Genomic DNA, 17901 nt, shown 5'->3' on the forward strand with positions numbered 1-17901 from the left:
CTCGCCGTTGTTCTCGACCTGTTCGCAAGAAAACCAGTGGGCTGGGCCATGTCGTTCTCGCCGGACAGCAGGCTCACCATGAAAGCGCTGGAAATGGCATGGGAAACCCGTGGTAAGCCCGGCGGGGTGATGTTCCACAGCGATCAGGGCAGTCATTATACGAGCAGGCAGTTCCGGCAGTTATTGTGGCGATACCAGATCAGACAGAGTATGAGCCGGCGCGGAAACTGCTGGGATAACAGCCCAATGGAACGCTTCTTCAGGAGTCTGAAGAACGAATGGATGCCGGTGGTGGGTTACGTAAGCTTCAGCGAGGCAGCTCACGCCATAACGGACTATATCGTTGGATATTACAGCGCACTAAGACCGCACGAATATAACGGTGGGTTACCCCCAAACGAATCGGAAAATCGATACTGGAAAAACTCTAACTCGGTGGCCAGTTTTTGTTGACCACTTCACACCTCCTTCGGGTTTGCCAGATAGCCAGTGGTATCCCCGGTCGGGCGGCTATTGGCATTGGGTTTGATCACAATATTCGGTTTGGTAAAGTGAGCTCGCGGCAACGGCGCAACGGCCGCCAGATCGCCATGTTTTTTACGCAGCTCGTCGATAGGGCCGAAATCCAGCGCCCGCAGCGGACAAGATTCAACACAGATCGGCTTTTTACCCTCCGCAACACGGTCATAACAACCATCGCATTTGGTCATATGGCCTTTCGTTTCGTTATATTGCGGTGCGCCATACGGGCAAGCCATATGGCAGTAGCGGCAGCCAATGCACACATCTTCATCGACCACAACAAAACCATCTTCACGTTTATGCATCGCACCGCTCGGGCAGACTTTAGTACAAGCCGGATCTTCGCAGTGGTTACATGAAATCGACAGATAGTAGGCAAACACGTTCTGGTGCCAGACACCGTTATCTTCCTGCCAGTCGCCGCCAGCATATTCATAAATGCGGCGGAAGCTGACTTCTGGCGTCAAATCTTTGTAGTCTTTACAGGCCAGCTCGCAGGTTTTGCAACCGGTGCAACGGCTGGAATCAATAAAAAATCCATACTGGGTTGTCATCGGTTACTCCTTACACCTTTTCAACCTGAACAAGGTTTGTATGTGACGGATTCCCCTTAGCGAGAGGAGACGGACGTTGAGTGGTCAGTACGTTGATACAACCGCCCTTATCGACACGTTTTGTATCCGGGTCATACCAGGCACCTTCACCCGGTGCGACCACACCCGGCATCATTCGTGGCGTCACTTTCGCCTCAATATGAACCTCACCACGATCGTTAAAGATCCTGACTTTATCGCCGTTGTTGATACCGCGTTTTTGCGCATCAAGCGGGTTGATCCACATTTCCTGACGGCAAGCTGCTTTCAGCACATCAACGTCGCCGTAAGTTGAGTGAACGCGAGATTTATAGTGGAAACCCGTAAGCTGCAGCGGATACTGTTTGTTCAACGGATCCTGATAACTTTCAAAGCCTGGCGTGTAGATCGGCAGTGGATCGATCACATCGCCTTCTGGCAATTCCCAGGTAGCGGCAATGTCAGCCAGCGCCTGCGAATAAATCTCAATTTTGCCCGATGGCGTGGTCAGTGGATTTGCCTGAGGATCTTCACGGAAAGCTTTATAAGCAACGTGGTGCCCTTGTGGGTCGCGCTTTTTAAAGATCCCCTGCTTGCGGAACTCTTCAAACGTTGGCAGTTCAGGAATCGCTTCCCGCGACTGGGCATACAGATGCCGCATCCACTCTTCCTGTGTACGGCCTTCAGTAAACTGTTGCTCAACGCCAAGACGTTTTGCCAGTTCGCTGGTCATTTCATAGATGGTCTTACATTCAAAGCGCGGTTTAATCACCTGATCGTTGAAAATCACGTAAGACATATTCCCGCAGGATGCATCCAGCGCAAAGTCCATCTGTTCGGAAGCGGTGCAGTCAGGCAGCAGGATGTCAGCATATTTCGCCGATGAGGTCATGTGGCAGTCGATAACCACAATCAGCTCGCACTTCTTATCATCCTGAAGGATTTCATGGGTACGGTTGATTTCAGAATGCTGGTTAATCAGGCAGTTACCGGCATAGTTCCAGATCATTTTGATCGGCACATCCAGCTTATCTTTCCCGCGTACACCATCACGCAGCGCCGTCATTTCCGGGCCACGTTCAATGGCATCGGTCCACATAAACATCGAAATGCTGGTCTGGATCGGGTTTTCCAAGGTCGGCATACGGACAAACGGTAAGCTGTATGAACCTTCACGCGCGCCGCTGTTGCCTCCGTTAATACCAACGTTACCGGTCAGAATCGCCAGCATCGAGATAGCACGGGTTGCGATTTCACCGTTAGCGTGACGCTGCGGGCCCCATCCCTGGCTGATAAACGCCGGTTTGGTACTGCCGATTTCACGAGCCAGTTTGATGATTTTGTCTGCCGGAACACCGGTGATTTGTGAGGCCCATTCCGGTGTTTTAGCCACGCCATCTGGCCCTTCACCCAGAATATAAGCTTTATAGTGGCCATTTTTCGGCGCACTGGCTGGCAGGGTTTTCTCATCGTAGCCAACGCAATATTTATCGAGGAATGCCTGATCCACCAGGTTTTCAGTGATCATGACGTACGCCAGACCGTTAACCAGTGCGGCATCTGTTCCCGGACGAATAGGGATCCACTCATCTTCGCGCCCGGCACCGGTGTCGGTATAGCGCGGATCGATGATGATCATGCGGGCATTAGATTTCTGGCGTGCCTGTTCAAGATAGTAAGTCACCCCACTGCCACTCATTCGCGTTTCGCCAGGGTTATTACCAAACAGCACTACCAGCTTACTGTTTTCGATATCCGACGGGCTGTTGCCATCTGCCCAGCCGCCGTAGGTATAGTTCAAACCTTCCGCAATTTGCGCGGAGGAGTAGTCGCCGTAATGGTTCAGATAGCCGCCGCAGCAGTTCATCAGCCGCGCGACCAGGGTATTTCCCGGCGGCCAGGAGCGGGTCATGGTGCCGCCCAGCGTACCGGTGCCATAGTTCAGATAGATAGACTCGTTGCCGTACTCTTTGATCAGGCGCTGCATATTGGTCGCGATGATGTCGTAGGCTTCTTCCCAGCTAATGCGCTCGAATTTGCCTTCACCGCGCGCCCCGACTCGTTTCATCGGATATTTCAGGCGGTCCGGATTGTAGACACGGCGACGCATGGAACGCCCACGCAGGCAGGCGCGAACCTGGTGCAGGCCGTCGTAATTGTCATCGCCGGTATTGTCCGTTTCGACATATTTGATTTCACCGTCCACGACGTGCATACGTAGCGGGCAGCGACTACCACAGTTAACTGTACAGGCGCTCCAGATAACCTTTTCGTCTGATTTTGTTGGAATGGCGCTATCGACAGCGTGCGCAATCCGACTAAAAGGTAATGTTAATGCGCTGCTGGCCATTGCCAGGCCGCCGATCGCTGTCGTTTTTACCAAACCACGGCGACTCACCTCAGCAGCCAATACCGCATCAGGGATTTTCGTTTTCATAATGGCTCACTCAAGCTTGCTCACGATTGATTCCAGTAACAAACCGTATTGTGTAATTATTTCTATAGCAGCTCGCTATATAGGCTTGTATACATAGAATAATTTGAAAATCAAAGAGATAGGTAGATTTTCACTCGAAAGTAGTATTACGTGTAAGTGAGGAGTAATTATTGTTCGGTATCAAAGGGAGACAAAAAAAGCGCCCGCAGGCGCTTTTTAGATTCAGAAAAATTGGGTATTAGCCAATATATTCCAGTCCGTTCATATACGGACGCAGAACTTCTGGTACTTCAATACGACCATCAGCCTGCTGATAGTTTTCCATTACTGCAACCAGCGTACGACCAACAGCCAGACCAGAACCGTTCAGGGTATGAACCAGACGGGTTTTCTTGTCCGACTTGCTGCGGCAACGTGCCTGCATACGACGTGCCTGGAAATCCCAAACGTTGGAGCAGGAAGAGATCTCACGGTAGGTGTTCTGTGCCGGGATCCATACTTCCAGGTCATAGGTTTTGCAAGCGCCAAAGCCCATGTCGCCGGTACAAAGGATGATTTTACGGTACGGCAGGCCCAGCAGCTGCAGGACTTTTTCTGCATGACCAGTCATCTCTTCCAGCGCCGCCATTGAGTCTTCCGGGCGCACGATCTGCACCATTTCAACTTTGTCGAACTGGTGCATACGGATCAGACCACGGGTGTCACGACCATATGAACCGGCTTCAGAACGGAAGCATGGGGTGTGGGCGGTCATCTTAATTGGCAGATCATCTTCATCGATGATTTCACCGCGCACCAGGTTAGTCAGCGGAACTTCTGCCGTTGGGATCAGCGCATAGTTACTGGTGTCTGCTTCTTCTTCCAGCGGACGAGTATGGAACAGATCGCCAGCAAATTTCGGCAGCTGACCCGTACCGTACAGCGTGTCCTGGTTAACCAGGTACGGAACATAGTTCTCACTGTAGCCATGCTGTTCGGTATGCAGATCCAGCATAAACTGCGACAGTGCGCGGTGCATGCGAGCAATCTGCCCTTTCATTACCACAAAGCGGGAACCAGTCAGCTTAACTGCAGCTGCAAAGTCGAGGCCAGAGTGCATTTCACCCAGCGTCACGTGGTCACGAACTTCAAAGTCAAACTCACGCGGGGTACCCCAGCGGCTGACTTCAACGTTGTCATTTTCGTCTTTACCTACCGGCACTTCATCTGCAGGCAGGTTAGGGATGGTCAGCGCGATATCGCGAATTTCAGCCTGTAAAGCATCCAGCTCGGCTTTTGCTGCATCCAGCTCTTCGCCCAGTTTGTTCACTTCCAGACGTAAAGGCTCGATATCTTCCCCGCGCGCTTTCGCCTGGCCAATGGATTTCGATCGGGAGTTACGCTCCGCTTGCAGGTTTTCCGTTTTGACCTGCAATACTTTACGACGCTCTTCGAGAGCGCCCAGCTTATCTACATCCAGCTTAAAGCCCCGGCGTGCCAGTTTTTCAGCGACTGCGTCTGGCTCATTACGCAGCAGATTGGGATCGAGCATGCTTATCCTGTGCTTATCGAATTAAATGGGAGATGTGGCCACAGCCTGCGACCACAGGGATACAGTAACAACATTACCGCAACGATAACATTAACGGTAGCGTTTTATGGGGCTATTTTGATCCTGTTCAGCCAGCCAGGCGAGCTTTTCGCCAATCTTGCCTTCAAGGCCCCTGTTTGTCGGGAAATAATAGCGTGTTTGTGCTATTTCCCGCGGGAAGTAAACCTCACCGGCAGCATAAGCGTTTGCTTCATCATGAGCGTAACGATATTCCTGCCCGTAGCCCATTTCCTTCATTAATTTCGTCGGCGCATTACGCAAATGAACCGGCACGTCATAATCCGGACGTTCGCGAGCATCCGCCAGCGCAGCTTTAAACGCAGTGTAGACAGCGTTGCTTTTTGGCGCGCAGGCCAGGTAAACAATCGCCTGAGCAATGGCGCGTTCACCTTCCGCCGGGCCAACGCGAGTAAAGCAATCCCAGGCTGCAATTGCCACCTGCATCGCTCGTGGATCAGCATTACCCACATCTTCAGACGCAATCGCCAGACAGCGACGCGCAACATATAACGGATCGCCACCGGCAGTAATAATTCGCGCATACCAGTACAGCGCCGCATCGGGTGCGCTACCACGTACCGATTTATGCAGTGCGGAAATGAGATCGTAAAAGCGATCACCTTTGTTATCAAAGCGGGCACTACGTTCACCTGCGATTTCGGTCAGTAATTCAGGCTTCAGGACCCGCTTACCGCTATCATCGACTTCGGCCATATCCGCCATCATTTCCAGCGTATTTAACGCCCGGCGCGCGTCGCCATTCACCAGTTCAGAAATGGCGCGTCGTGTTTCATCTGGCAGAACAATATCCTGACCACCATAGCCACGGGTTTTGTCTTCCATCGCCTGAGTTAGTACTTGCTCAATATCCTCTGTACTCAGGGATTTCAACAGATAGACACGGGCACGGGAAAGCAGTGCCGAATTAAGCTCAAACGACGGGTTTTCAGTGGTTGCGCCAATAAAAGTGATGGTGCCGTCTTCAATATGTGGCAGAAATGCATCCTGCTGGCTTTTGTTGAAACGGTGAACTTCGTCAACAAAAAGAATAGTGCGGCGACCTGCATTGCGGTTTTGCCGGGCGCGCTCGATCGCCTCGCGAATCTCTTTCACGCCAGAGGTGACGGCAGAAATACGTTCCACATCAGCGTTCGCATAGCGGGCAATCACTTCAGCGAGAGTTGTTTTGCCGGTACCCGGTGGCCCCCAGAGGATCATAGAATGCAGATGCCCGGCTTCGATAGCGCGCGGCAACGGCTTCCCCGCAGCCAGCAAATGTTGCTGGCCGATATACTGTGCTAAATTTTCTGGCCGCATACGCGCGGCCAGAGGTTGAAAAGTATTATCCGAAAAATCGAGCGACAGATTGCTCACTCAGGTGCCTCTACTTACGTTGATCATCTACCGTGACGCCTTGCGGCGGGGTGAAGGTAAATTTCGCTGCATCCACAGCCCCATTTTGCTGGGATTTCAGTTGATAACTGCTGCGCTGATCGTCCTGCTCCACCGCGCTAAACTGATGGATTGTGCCATCACGTCCCACGTTAATGGTGAACTGCTTCAGATTGCCATTGCTGGCTTTCGGCGTCAGGACAAAGTCATCGCCATTCTGTTTGATATTGTACTGCTGCCAGTCGCTGGACTGGTTGCGGGCAATCAGCATAAACGGCGTATTACCGGTGGCATCTTTCAGCCAAGTTGCCGTAGCTTGCTCAACGAACGGGTTATAGAACCACAGTGTTTTACCGTCAGAAACCAGAATGCTTTCATCAGGTTGTGTCATATGCCAGTTGAATAAGTTTGGACGTTTCACCCACAGATCGCCCTGACCTTCCTGCACCGCCGCGCCGCTACCGTCAGTCACTTTTTGTGTGAAGCTGGCGTGGAAGCTGCTGACTTTATCCAGGCGGCTTTTCAGATCGCTTGCGGCATCAGCCCAAACGCTGCTTGCTACTAAGCTTGAGAGTAATGCACAGGTGATGGCAATTTTTTTCATCATTATTCCTCAAATTACGTCACTCCCGATCGGGAGTTCCCTCTACTCTCTATTCCAGGCTAATAATCAGCTTGAGGAAAAAAGAAAATACTGAATTTTCAGTTGATAGAGTGCCGGATGCGACGCTACCGCGCCTTATCCGGCAATGCATTAATTAGTCAAACGGCGGTGGGGCCAGCACTTCACGATTACCGTTGTGCCCCTGTTCGCTGACAATCCCCTGCGCTTCCATCTGTTCGATAATACGCGCTGCACGGTTATAACCAATGCGGAACTGACGCTGTACGCCAGAAATTGACGCTTTGCGTTTTTCAGTGACAAACTGCACCGCCTGATCGAACAACGGATCCAGTTCTTCAGCGCCATCGAAACCGCCCGCGCCACCTTCGCTTTCACTGTCGGAAGTGATGCCATCAACATACTGTGGGCGACCACGCGCTTTCCAGTCCTGCACCACGGCATGAACTTCCTGATCGCGAACAAAAGCACCATGGACACGTACCGGCAACGTGGAGTTCGGCCCAGAGTAGAGCATATCCCCCATCCCCAGCAGTGATTCCGCGCCAGCCTGATCAAGAATGGTACGTGAGTCAATCTTACTGGATACGGTAAAGGCGATACGGGTCGGAATATTCGCTTTAATCAGACCAGTAATAACATCAACCGATGGACGCTGAGTTGCCAGTACGAGGTGGATACCCGCGGCACGGGCTTTTTGCGCCAGACGTGCTATCAGCTCTTCCACTTTTTTACCTACCGTCATCATCAGGTCGGCAAATTCGTCAACCAACACCACAATGTATGGTTCTTTTTTCAGCACCGGATGCTGGGCATCCATACTGTCACCCGGCTTCCAGTACGGGTCTGGAATCGGACGCATCATGCGATCGGCTTCAGCAATTTTTTCGTTATAACCCGCCAGATTACGCACACCCAGCGCAGACATCAGTTTATAACGACGCTCCATCTCGTTAACACACCAGCGCAGCGCGTTGGCGGCATCTTTCATATCAGTAACGACTTCCGTTAACAGATGCGGAATGCCTTCATAAACCGAAAGCTCCAGCATTTTCGGGTCGATCATGATGAAACGCACATCTTCTGGCTGTGCTTTATAAAGCATGCTCAGGATCATCGCGTTCACACCGACAGATTTACCGGAACCGGTAGTCCCCGCAACCAACAAGTGCGGCATTTTCGCCAGATCGGCAACCACCGGCTCACCGGCGATATCTTTACCCAGCACCACGGTTAATGGCGACGGATTATCGCGGAATTTGGCGTTATCCAAAACTTCGCGCAGATAAACGGTTTGTCGTTTTTTATTTGGTAACTCCAGACCTACATAGGGTTTGCCAGGAATAACTTCAACGACACGCACCGCCACCGTCGAAAGTGAACGGGCAAGGTCCCGTGACAAGTTAGAAATGCGCGCCGCTTTTACGCCAGGAGCCAGGTTAAGTTCAAAGCGAGTGATAACCGGCCCCGGAGAGTAATTGACGACATCGGCTTTAATACGGAAATCAGCCAGACGCGCTTCCACCAGGCGAGCCATTTGTTCAAGCGCAAAGGTATCTACCGGCTCCACTTCGCTCGGCGGCGGTGTCAGCAAATCCAGAGAAGGCAGCGGCGTCGTCGGTTTATGCAACGGACGGCTGTCGCCATTACGCATCAACAGCGGATGAAGCAGGGTATCCTGCTGCTGCGGTGCAACCGGTTGTTGCGGCTGCTGATATTGTGGCTGCGGCGCAACCTGCTGTTGTGGCTGCTGATACTGCTGCTGCGGCGCAACCGGCTGTTGCGGCTGCTGATATTGCTGCTGTGGCGCAACCGGCTGTTGTGGCTGCTGATACTGCTGCTGCGGTGCAACCAGTTGTTGCGGCTGCTGTACAGGTTCAACAATTGGCGTAAACAACGGTTCGTGTGGACCATCATCCAGCAACGCTTTCATTGGCGAAAATTCAAAATCATCCAGCGAGAACGGATTCGCCCCAGCCGGTTGTTCGCCGGAATAACGTTGTTGTTGAGTTTGCGCAAACTGACGAGCCAGTTCAGCCTCTGCCGCAGCATCTGCATCTTCTGCGTTTACGGGCACATCATGTTGATACTGTTCGCCATAGCGTTGCTGCTGTGCCTGGGCGAACTGACGTGCCAGTTCATCCTGCTGCATCGCATCGATTTCATCATCGTTATACTGATCGCCAGAATCATACTGATTGCGCCGGGCTTCACGGGCTTTCTCTTCCGCCGCACGCTGTGAGGGCAGCTTAATACCGTAAGACGCCAGTTCACGACGAGTTGGCACGCGGATACGTTTCGGTCGTGGCAACTGCGGGCCAATTCCCTCTTTGACTTGCGGACGCGGTCCACCGCTATTTGCCAGACTGAAGACTGGCGCGGCAACGGTTGCGGCAGCCCCCGTCGCCAGTGTCGCTTTTTTCACGCCAGATGCCAGCGGAGAAACAGCGGCAGCGGCTTCTACTGGAGGTACTGCTGCAACAGAAGGCGCTTTCAACGAAGATTTGATCGGTTCTGGTTCTTTAACCGGTTCTGGAATCGGTTGATACCAGGCCGCAAGTTGTTCACGTTCACGGGCTCGCTTCTCTTCCACTTCTTCAAAATAGTAAAGCGGCGGACGCGCGGGTTTTGTCTCTTCTACAACGGGTTCAGGCTCCACAACAGGCTGCTGTTCAACGGGTTGCGGCTGTTGGTACAACGGCTCCTGAGCGGCTGGCTGCTGATAAGTTTGCTCAGTCTGGTATGTAGACTGTGGAGCAAAAGTGGATTGCTGCTCTTCGGCTTGCCAGGCGTTACCTGCCACCGGTTGTTCTGGCGCAGGGGCATAATACGGCTGTTGCGCAGGCTGTTCCGGCGCAGTTGCGTAATACGGTTGCTGAACAGGTTGTTCCGCCGCAGGAGCGTAGTAAGGTTGTTGCACAGGTTGTTCAGCTGCAGGCGCATAATACGGCTGCTGTGGCTGTACAGGTTGTTGCAGCGGCTCATTATATTGCACTGCAGGCTGCGCATATTGTGGCTGCTGTGGGTAACCTTCCGGTGCAGGAGCAATAACCGGCTCTCCCGTTTGTGGACCCGGTACAGGCTGCCAGGCTACTGTAGGTTGCGAAGGTGGAACATCAACAGAAGTAACAGGCGGCGTCTGGGTCACAGGTTCAACCGGCGCAGCCCAGCTTTGTGTCGCCGTGGTAGCAGCAGCTGCTACAGCAACAGGTTCGGTAATTGGCGCACCGTTTAATAATGGATCGTATTCGTCATATTCTGGCTGCGTTGCACGATTGCCCGAAAATAGGACGTCGTCCGGGTCGGCAGCCACACCGCGTGCAGTGTAGATAATCTCTTCTTCATCATCCATCCGCTTACCGGAGAACAACGCTGCGTCTGTTTGCCGCCCCATCGGATTAATGAATTTTTCCGCCAACCGTTTACGACGCGCTAGCGCGCCGCGAAGAATACGGGCACGGCGTGATTCATGCTGTTTGCCGTGGTTTTCATCTTCATACTCTTCGTCATCTTCATATTCATCTTCATCGACCCAGGTATCATCGCGACGGGTACGATTACTGGCGAAGGTGAGAATGTTTAAAATCCAGCCGCCGAGTTTTTCAGCAATGGTCACCCATGACCAACCGGTGAACAGCGTCAGGCCCGCAGCCCAAACGCAGAGCAGCGCAATAGTTCCCCCGCTACTGTGTAGCAGTGGTTGTAACGTAGTGCTTAGTAAGCTGCCAATGACGCCACCGGAGGCAAAATACCAGATATCGTCAGCGTTGATTGCCGCCAGACCACAGGAGGTAAGGATGAGCGCCAAAACGCCAATGATGCGTAACGAAACGGCAAAATAATCAATGTATTCGTCACTGGACTGATGACGCCAGGCAAACCAACAACCGCCGACAATAATGACGGGAATGGTGTAAGCCATCACGCCAAAAATAAAGAACAGCGTATCTGCCAGCCACGCACCGGGCATCCCACCTAAATTATGGATAGGTTCATGCCAGGCCGTTTGCGACCAGCTGGGGTCCGAAGGGTTAAAGCTTAGTAAGGCAGCCATCAACCAGACGGCAAACAGGACAATAAGGATCAGCAACGCTTCCAGAAGGCGACGGCCGCTACTTAACTTTGTCAATGTGACTTCTTTGTCTTCAGTGTATTCCTGGCTCAAGAAAGGCTCTCCAGGTTACAGGCTTTTCCTGCCCGATGCTAAAACGGACAACAGTACCAGGTTACCCCAGTACTGTTGCTGTATGGATTAACAGGAGTGTAATCAAAATACGCCGATTTTGCACCTGTTCCGTGTTAGCGCGTCTTAATAACCAGACGATTACTCTGCTTGACTTCTTCCATAACAACGTATGTCCGTGTGTCATTGACGCCAGGCAGACGCAGCAGGGTTTCCCCCAGCAACTTACGGTAAGCTGACATATCCGACACGCGTGTTTTCAACAGGTAGTCGAAATCACCAGATACTAAATGACACTCCTGAATTTCTTCAAGTTTTTGTACAGCGGTATTGAATTGTTCAAACACATCCGGTGCGCCACGATTCAGAGTAATCTCAACGAATACCAGAAGTGATGCATCCAGATAATGGGGGTTAAGCAGCGCCGTATAGCCCTGAATAAACCCTTGTCTTTCCAGCCGACGCACACGCTCAAGGCACGGCGTTGGGGAAAGTCCCACACGTTTAGAAAGCTCGACGTTAGAAATACGCCCATCCTTTTGCAACTCATTAAGAATGTTACGATCGATACGGTCGAGATCTTTGCCAGGGCGCTTCTTGCTATCTACCATTATTATTGTCTCTCTGTATTCCTTCCCTACTCCTGTCTGACCCTGAAACATCACTGCTCAGAGTCGCTACCCGTCACGATAGACCGAAATCATGAAGATTCACGGCGCGCAATGCCTGGGTCTACGGTGAGAAGACCGTTGCCTTGTGGCAGCTATCGACATCACGAATGGCGTCTGTCCACGCCATACGTAGATTTCACTAGCACGGTAAACATGGTATTTACATGCATGGTTATGCGCATATAAGAATACTGTTTTTTTTCTTCCTCGAATGTTTTCGCAAAACACTAGGGGATTGTCAAAGCAAAACATCGATTTTTAGTACAACATGCCAGATATTCATTAACAGGGGCGTTTATTCATCATTTAATCAGCTTATAAAGCGGGAAATTTAAGTAGCAGAGGTGATAATGACGGGAGAATTTGACCTGCTTATCGATGCTGCCGATTGCACAAATTGTTAACAAAATCGTCATACTCTTTTTTTACGTCAGTAAATTCCCTACAATCCTGCCCATTGTCTGCCAACAACTATGGGGATCTCATGGGCACGACCAAACACAGTAAACTGCTTATCCTGGGTTCAGGCCCGGCGGGATACACCGCTGCTGTCTATGCGGCGCGCGCCAACCTGCAACCTGTGCTGATTACCGGCATGGAAAAAGGCGGCCAACTGACCACCACCACAGAAGTGGAAAACTGGCCTGGCGATCCAAACGATCTGACCGGTCCGTTATTAATGGAGCGCATGCACGAACATGCCACCAAATTTGAAACTGAAATCATTTTTGATCATATCAACAAGGTGGATCTGCAAAACCGTCCGTTCCGTCTGAATGGCGATAACGGCGAATACACTTGCGACGCGCTGATTATTGCCACCGGAGCTTCTGCACGCTATCTCGGCCTGCCCTCTGAAGAAGCCTTTAAAGGCCGTGGGGTTTCTGCTTGTGCAACCTGCGACGGTTTCTTCTATCGCAACCAGAAAGTTGCGGTCATCGGCGGCGGCAATACCGCGGTTGAAGAGGCGTTGTATCTGTCTAACATCGCTTCGGAAGTACATCTGATTCACCGCCGTGACGGTTTCCGCGCGGAAAAAATCCTCATTAAGCGTCTGATGGATAAAGTGGAGAACGGCAACATCATTCTGCACACCAACCGGACGCTGGAAGAAGTGACCGGCGATCAAATGGGTGTCACTGGCGTTCGTCTGCGCGATACGCAAAACAGCGATAACATCGAATCACTCGACGTTGCCGGTCTGTTTGTTGCTATCGGTCACAGCCCGAATACTGCCATTTTCGAAGGGCAGCTGGAACTGGAAAACGGCTACATCAAAGTACAGTCGGGTATTCATGGTAATGCCACCCAGACCAGCATTCCTGGCGTCTTTGCCGCGGGTGACGTGATGGATCATATTTATCGTCAGGCCATTACTTCGGCCGGTACAGGCTGCATGGCAGCACTTGATGCGGAACGCTACCTCGATGGTTTAGCTGACGCAAAATAATTTTACAAATCAGTAACAAAAGTAAAGAAGGCGACACCTTGCGACTATGGGTCGCCTTTATTTTTTCCCCGTTGTAACATTGCTCTGCAAATAATTCTGATAACTCACCTGCTAAGCGTGCAATGAATAAATCTCGTCAAAAAGAGTTAACCCGCTGGTTAAAACAGCAAAGCGTCATCTCCCAACGTTGGCTGAATATTTCTCGTCTGCTGGGCTTTGTGAGCGGCATATTGATCATTGCCCAGGCCTGGTTCATGGCGCGAATTCTGCAACATATGATTATGGAGAATATTCCCCGTGAAGCCCTGCTGCTTCCCTTTACGTTACTGGTTCTGACCTTTGTACTGCGCGCATGGGTGGTCTGGTTACGCGAACGGGTGGGTTATCACGCCGGGCAGCATATCCGCTTTGCCATCCGCCGGCAGGTTCTCGACCGTCTGCAACAAGCAGGGCCAGCGTGGATTCAGGGTAAACCTGCGGGGAGCTGGGCGACGCTGGTACTCGAGCAAATTGACGATATGCATGATTACTATGCACGCTACCTGCCGCAAATGGCGCTGGCAGTGTCGGTGCCGTTGCTGATTGTGGTGGCAATCTTCCCCTCAAACTGGGCTGCGGCGCTCATTCTGCTGGGCACTGCACCGTTAATTCCGTTGTTTATGGCGCTGGTTGGAATGGGGGCTGCCGATGCTAACCGACGTAACTTTCTCGCTCTTGCTCGCTTAAGTGGGCATTTCCTCGATCGCCTGCGCGGCATGGAAACATTGCGTATTTTTGGTCGTGGTGAAGCTGAAATTGAAAGTATTCGTTCTGCTTCGGAAGATTTCCGCCAACGGACAATGGAAGTGCTACGGCTGGCATTTTTATCCTCCGGCATTCTCGAATTTTTTACCTCGCTGTCAATTGCTCTGGTGGCGGTCTACTTTGGTTTTTCCTATCTCGGCGAGCTGGATTTTGGTCACTACGATACTGGCGTGACGCTGGCTGCGGGTTTTCTGGCCCTGATCCTTGCGCCAGAGTTTTTCCAGCCATTACGCGATCTCGGTACGTTTTATCATGCTAAAGCCCAGGCTGTTGGTGCAGCTGACAGTCTGAAAACGTTTATGGAAACCCCGCTCGCCCATCCGCAGCGTGGCGAGGTGGAATTAGCATCGACCGATCCGGTGACCATTGAGGCCGAGGATCTGTTTATCACGTCGCCGGAAGGTAAAACGCTGGCCGGACCGCTGAACTTTACTTTGCCAGCAGGCCAACGTGCCGTGTTGGTTGGTCGCAGCGGTTCAGGTAAAAGTTCACTGTTGAACGCGCTTTCTGGTTTTCTCTCATATCAGGGATCGCTACGAATCAACGGGATAGAATTACGCGATTTATCACCAGAATCATGGCGTAAACATCTCTCCTGGGTTGGGCAAAATCCACAATTACCGGCAGCAACATTACGGGATAACGTACTACTGGCGCGACCTGATGCCAGCGAACATGAATTACAAGCAGCGCTGGATAACGCCTGGGTCAGCGAGTTTCTACCGCTCCTGCCACAAGGCGTTGATACGCCTGTTGGCGACCAGGCTGCCCGCCTTTCCGTGGGGCAGGCGCAGCGCGTGGCGGTGGCCCGTGCGTTACTAAATCCCTGTTCGCTATTACTGTTGGATGAACCCGCTGCCAGCCTTGATGCTCACAGTGAACAGCGCGTAATGGAGGCGCTGAATGCCGCCTCTCTGCGCCAGACAACGTTAATGGTCACCCACCAGTTAGAAGATCTTGCTGACTGGGATGTCATTTGGGTTATGCAGGATGGCCGGATTATTGAGCAAGGACGTTACGCGGAATTAAGTGTGGCTGGTGGCCCATTCGCCACATTACTGGCCCATCGTCAGGAGGAGATTTAAATGCGCGCTTTGCTACCCTATCTAGCACTGTATAAACGTCATAAATGGATGTTAAGTCTTGGTATTGTGCTGGCAATTGTGACGCTGCTCGCCAGTATCGGACTGTTGACACTTTCCGGCTGGTTCCTCTCGGCCTCAGCGGTTGCGGGGGTTGCCGGACTGTACAGCTTCAACTATATGCTACCCGCTGCGGGCGTGCGTGGTGCCGCAATCACCCGTACTGCCGGGCGTTATTTTGAACGTCTGGTAAGTCACGACGCGACTTTCCGCGTGTTGCAGCATCTGCGCATTTACACCTTCAGCAAATTGTTGCCCCTCTCCCCTGCCGGACTGGCGCGCTATCGTCAGGGCGAATTGCTCAATCGCGTGGTGGCGGATGTTGATACGCTCGATCATCTTTACCTGCGCGTTATCTCGCCGCTGGTGGGCGCTTTTGTGGTGATTATGATGGTGACAATCGGGTTAAGTTTCCTTGATTTCACCCTCGCCTTTACGCTGGGCGGCATTATGTTACTGACGCTTTTCCTGATGCCACCGCTGTTTTATCGTGCGGGAAAAAGCACCGGGCAAAATCTGACTCATCTTCGCGGACAGTATCGCCAACAACTGACGGCCTGGCTGCAAGGGCAAGCTGAGCTGACCATTTTTGGTGCCAGCGATCGTTATCGCACGCAACTAGAGAATACAGAAATTCAATGGCTGGAAGCGCAACGCCGTCAATCTGAACTGACCGCATTGTCGCAAGCGATAATGCTGCTCATTGGCGCGTTAGCGGTGATCCTGATGCTGTGGATGGCGTCTGGCGGCGTTGGCGGCAATGCTCAACCCGGCGCGTTAATTGCCCTGTTTGTCTTCTGCGCGTTAGCCGCGTTTGAAGCACTGGCACCAGTAACGGGTGCATTTCAGCATCTGGGGCAAGTCATTGCCTCTGCCGTTCGGATCACTGATTTAACGGATCAAAAACCGGAAGTCACCTTCCCTGATACCCAAACTCGTGTTGCCGATCGCGTTTCGCTGACATTACGGGATGTTCAGTTCACTTATCCGGAGCAATCCCAACAGGCACTTAAAGGGATTTCTCTTCAGGTAAACGCCGGGGAACATATTGCGATTCTCGGGCGAACCGGATGCGGCAAATCAACACTGTTACAACTGCTGACCCGCGCTTGGGACCCGCAACAGGGCGAGATTTTGCTTAACGATAGCCCCATAGCCAGCCTGAATGAAGCGGCTCTACGACAGACCATCAGCGTTGTTCCTCAGCGAGTGCATCTGTTTAGCGCCACGCTGCGTGATAATCTGTTACTCGCCTCGCCTGGCAGTAGTGATGAGGCTCTGGCGGAGAGCTTGCGTCGCGTTGGTCTGGAGAAGCTGCTCGAGGATGCAGGTCTCAACAGTTGGTTAGGTGAAGGCGGACGCCAGCTCTCCGGTGGTGAACTGCGCCGTCTGGCTATCGCCCGTGCGCTGTTACATGATGCGCCACTGGTGTTGCTGGATGAACCTACCGAAGGCTTAGATGCCACAACCGAAAGCCAGATCCTTGAATTGCTTGCAGAAATGATGCGTGAGAAAACGGTGTTAATGGTCACCCATCGACTTCGCGGACTCTCTCGTTTCCAACAAATAATAGTGATGGACAACGGGCAAATTATTGAGCAAGGTACTCACGCAGAGCTGCTTGCCAGACAGGGGCGTTATTACCAGTTCAAGCAGGGTTTGTAAGCTATTATTGAACGATCCGACTTGCGTGGAGTTTTGCGGTCATGCGCCTGGTTCAGCTTTCTCGCCATTCAATAGCCTTCCCTTCCCCGGAAGGCGCATTACGTGAGCCTAACGGCCTGCTGGCACTTGGGGGCGATCTTAGCCCTGCGCGCCTGTTAATGGCTTACCAGCGTGGTATTTTTCCGTGGTTTTCTCCAGGCGACCCCATCCTCTGGTGGTCGCCCGATCCCCGCGCGGTGCTATGGCCAGAATCACTGCATATCAGCCGTAGTATGAAGCGATTTCATAAACGCTCGCCCTATCGTGTCACGATGAATTACGCTTTTGGTCAGGTCATTGAAGGCTGTGCCAGCGATCGCGAAGAAGGAACCTGGATCACGCGTGGCGTGGTCGAAGCCTACCATCGCCTTCACGAACTCGGCCATGCCCACTCCATTGAAGTCTGGCGTGAAGATGAGCTTGTCGGCGGTATGTACGGCGTGGCCCAGGGAACGCTATTTTGTGGCGAGTCCATGTTCAGCCGGATGGAAAATGCGTCTAAAACGGCGCTTCTGGTATTCTGTGAGGAATTTATCGGTCATGGCGGTAAGCTTATCGACTGCCAGGTCCTTAACGATCACACAGCATCGCTTGGTGCCTGCGAAATTCCCCGCCGGGATTACCTTAATTATCTCAATCAAATGCGCCTCGGACGATTGCCGAATAATTTCTGGGTACCACGATGCTTGTTTTCACCACAAGAATGAATGTTTTCGGCACATTTCTCCCCAGAGTGTTATAATTGCGGTCGCAGAGTTGGTTACGCTCATTACCCCGCTGCCGATAAGGAATTTTTCGCGTCAGGTAACGC

12 protein-coding genes are annotated in these 17901 nt (G+C 52.2%); 5 read left to right on the plus strand and 7 right to left on the minus strand.

The annotated features are described in order from the left end of the window. On the plus strand, positions 1–453 hold a 453-nt coding region (locus BGK49_RS15520), incomplete at its 5' end, for an IS3 family transposase (protein WP_000641288.1). Positions 454–458: 5 nt separating this feature from the next. Here the strand turns inward: BGK49_RS15520 and dmsB are convergent. The 7 genes from dmsB to lrp form a co-directional block, all read right to left on the minus strand. Beyond that, complete coding sequence (dmsB, locus tag BGK49_RS15525; RefSeq protein ID WP_000213098.1) at positions 459–1076, minus strand: dimethylsulfoxide reductase iron-sulfur subunit DmsB; 618 nt, start codon at positions 1074–1076, stop codon at positions 459–461. 10 nt (positions 1077–1086) lie between these two features. Next, complete coding sequence (gene dmsA / locus BGK49_RS15530) at positions 1087–3531, minus strand: dimethylsulfoxide reductase subunit A (RefSeq protein WP_046891701.1); 2445 nt, start codon at positions 3529–3531, stop codon at positions 1087–1089. Positions 3532–3769: 238 nt separating this feature from the next. Further along, complete coding sequence (gene serS / locus BGK49_RS15535; protein ID WP_000886683.1) at positions 3770–5062, minus strand: serine--tRNA ligase; 1293 nt, start codon at positions 5060–5062, stop codon at positions 3770–3772. A gap of 90 nt (positions 5063–5152) precedes the next feature. Beyond that, positions 5153–6496 carry a replication-associated recombination protein RarA gene (rarA, locus tag BGK49_RS15540; protein ID WP_000067768.1) on the minus strand — a complete coding sequence of 448 codons (1344 nt, stop codon included), beginning with the start codon at positions 6494–6496 and terminating at the stop codon, positions 5153–5155. Between the two features lie 10 nt (positions 6497–6506). Continuing rightward, positions 6507–7118, minus strand: a complete 612-nt coding sequence (lolA, locus tag BGK49_RS15545) for an outer membrane lipoprotein chaperone LolA (protein ID WP_001295343.1) — start codon at positions 7116–7118, stop codon at positions 6507–6509. Between the two features lie 154 nt (positions 7119–7272). Further along, positions 7273–11301 (minus strand): DNA translocase FtsK, encoded by a 4029-nt coding sequence (locus tag BGK49_RS15550; RefSeq protein ID WP_000077089.1) that lies wholly within the window; start codon positions 11299–11301, stop codon positions 7273–7275. A 134-nt stretch (positions 11302–11435) separates the two neighbouring features. Next, positions 11436–11930 carry a leucine-responsive transcriptional regulator Lrp gene (lrp, locus tag BGK49_RS15555; RefSeq protein ID WP_000228475.1) on the minus strand — a complete coding sequence of 165 codons (495 nt, stop codon included), beginning with the start codon at positions 11928–11930 and terminating at the stop codon, positions 11436–11438. A 544-nt stretch (positions 11931–12474) separates the two neighbouring features. Here lrp and trxB point away from each other — a divergent pair. From trxB to aat, 4 genes are all read left to right on the plus strand, one after another. Further along, entirely contained in the window at positions 12475–13440 is a 966-nt protein-coding gene (gene trxB, locus BGK49_RS15560) for a thioredoxin-disulfide reductase (RefSeq protein ID WP_000537418.1), read from the plus strand. Positions 13441–13562: 122 nt separating this feature from the next. Beyond that, the gene (gene cydD / locus BGK49_RS15565; protein WP_001043614.1) at positions 13563–15329 is read left to right on the plus strand and encodes a heme ABC transporter permease/ATP-binding protein CydD; all 1767 of its coding nucleotides are present in this window, start codon (positions 13563–13565) and stop codon (positions 15327–15329) included. Then, on the plus strand, positions 15330–17051 hold the full coding sequence (gene cydC, locus BGK49_RS15570; protein WP_001202167.1) for a heme ABC transporter ATP-binding protein/permease CydC: 1722 nt from the start codon (positions 15330–15332) through the stop codon (positions 17049–17051). It abuts the gene before it with no gap. A gap of 41 nt (positions 17052–17092) precedes the next feature. Then, positions 17093–17797 carry a leucyl/phenylalanyl-tRNA--protein transferase gene (gene aat / locus BGK49_RS15575; RefSeq protein WP_001241678.1) on the plus strand — a complete coding sequence of 235 codons (705 nt, stop codon included), beginning with the start codon at positions 17093–17095 and terminating at the stop codon, positions 17795–17797. The last annotated feature ends 104 nt before the right edge of the window (positions 17798–17901 follow it).

The sequence above is a fragment of the Shigella sp. FC1544 genome (assembly GCF_001722145.1).
Lineage (GTDB): Bacteria > Pseudomonadota > Gammaproteobacteria > Enterobacterales > Enterobacteriaceae > Escherichia > Escherichia coli.

Excerpts from the sequence above, each read along its gene's own strand:
- dmsA (WP_046891701.1), bottom strand. The coding sequence starts at position 3,531 with ATGAAAACGAAAATCCCTGATGCGGTATTGGCTGCTGAGGTGAGTCGC.
- lolA (WP_001295343.1), bottom strand. The coding sequence starts at position 7,118 with ATGAAAAAAATTGCCATCACCTGTGCATTACTCTCAAGCTTAGTAGCA.
- aat (WP_001241678.1), top strand. The coding sequence starts at position 17,093 with ATGCGCCTGGTTCAGCTTTCTCGCCATTCAATAGCCTTCCCTTCCCCG.
- serS (WP_000886683.1), bottom strand. The coding sequence starts at position 5,062 with ATGCTCGATCCCAATCTGCTGCGTAATGAGCCAGACGCAGTCGCTGAA.
- dmsB (WP_000213098.1), bottom strand. The coding sequence starts at position 1,076 with ATGACAACCCAGTATGGATTTTTTATTGATTCCAGCCGTTGCACCGGT.
- lrp (WP_000228475.1), bottom strand. The coding sequence starts at position 11,930 with ATGGTAGATAGCAAGAAGCGCCCTGGCAAAGATCTCGACCGTATCGAT.
- cydC (WP_001202167.1), top strand. The coding sequence starts at position 15,330 with ATGCGCGCTTTGCTACCCTATCTAGCACTGTATAAACGTCATAAATGG.
- cydD (WP_001043614.1), top strand. The coding sequence starts at position 13,563 with ATGAATAAATCTCGTCAAAAAGAGTTAACCCGCTGGTTAAAACAGCAA.
- trxB (WP_000537418.1), top strand. The coding sequence starts at position 12,475 with ATGGGCACGACCAAACACAGTAAACTGCTTATCCTGGGTTCAGGCCCG.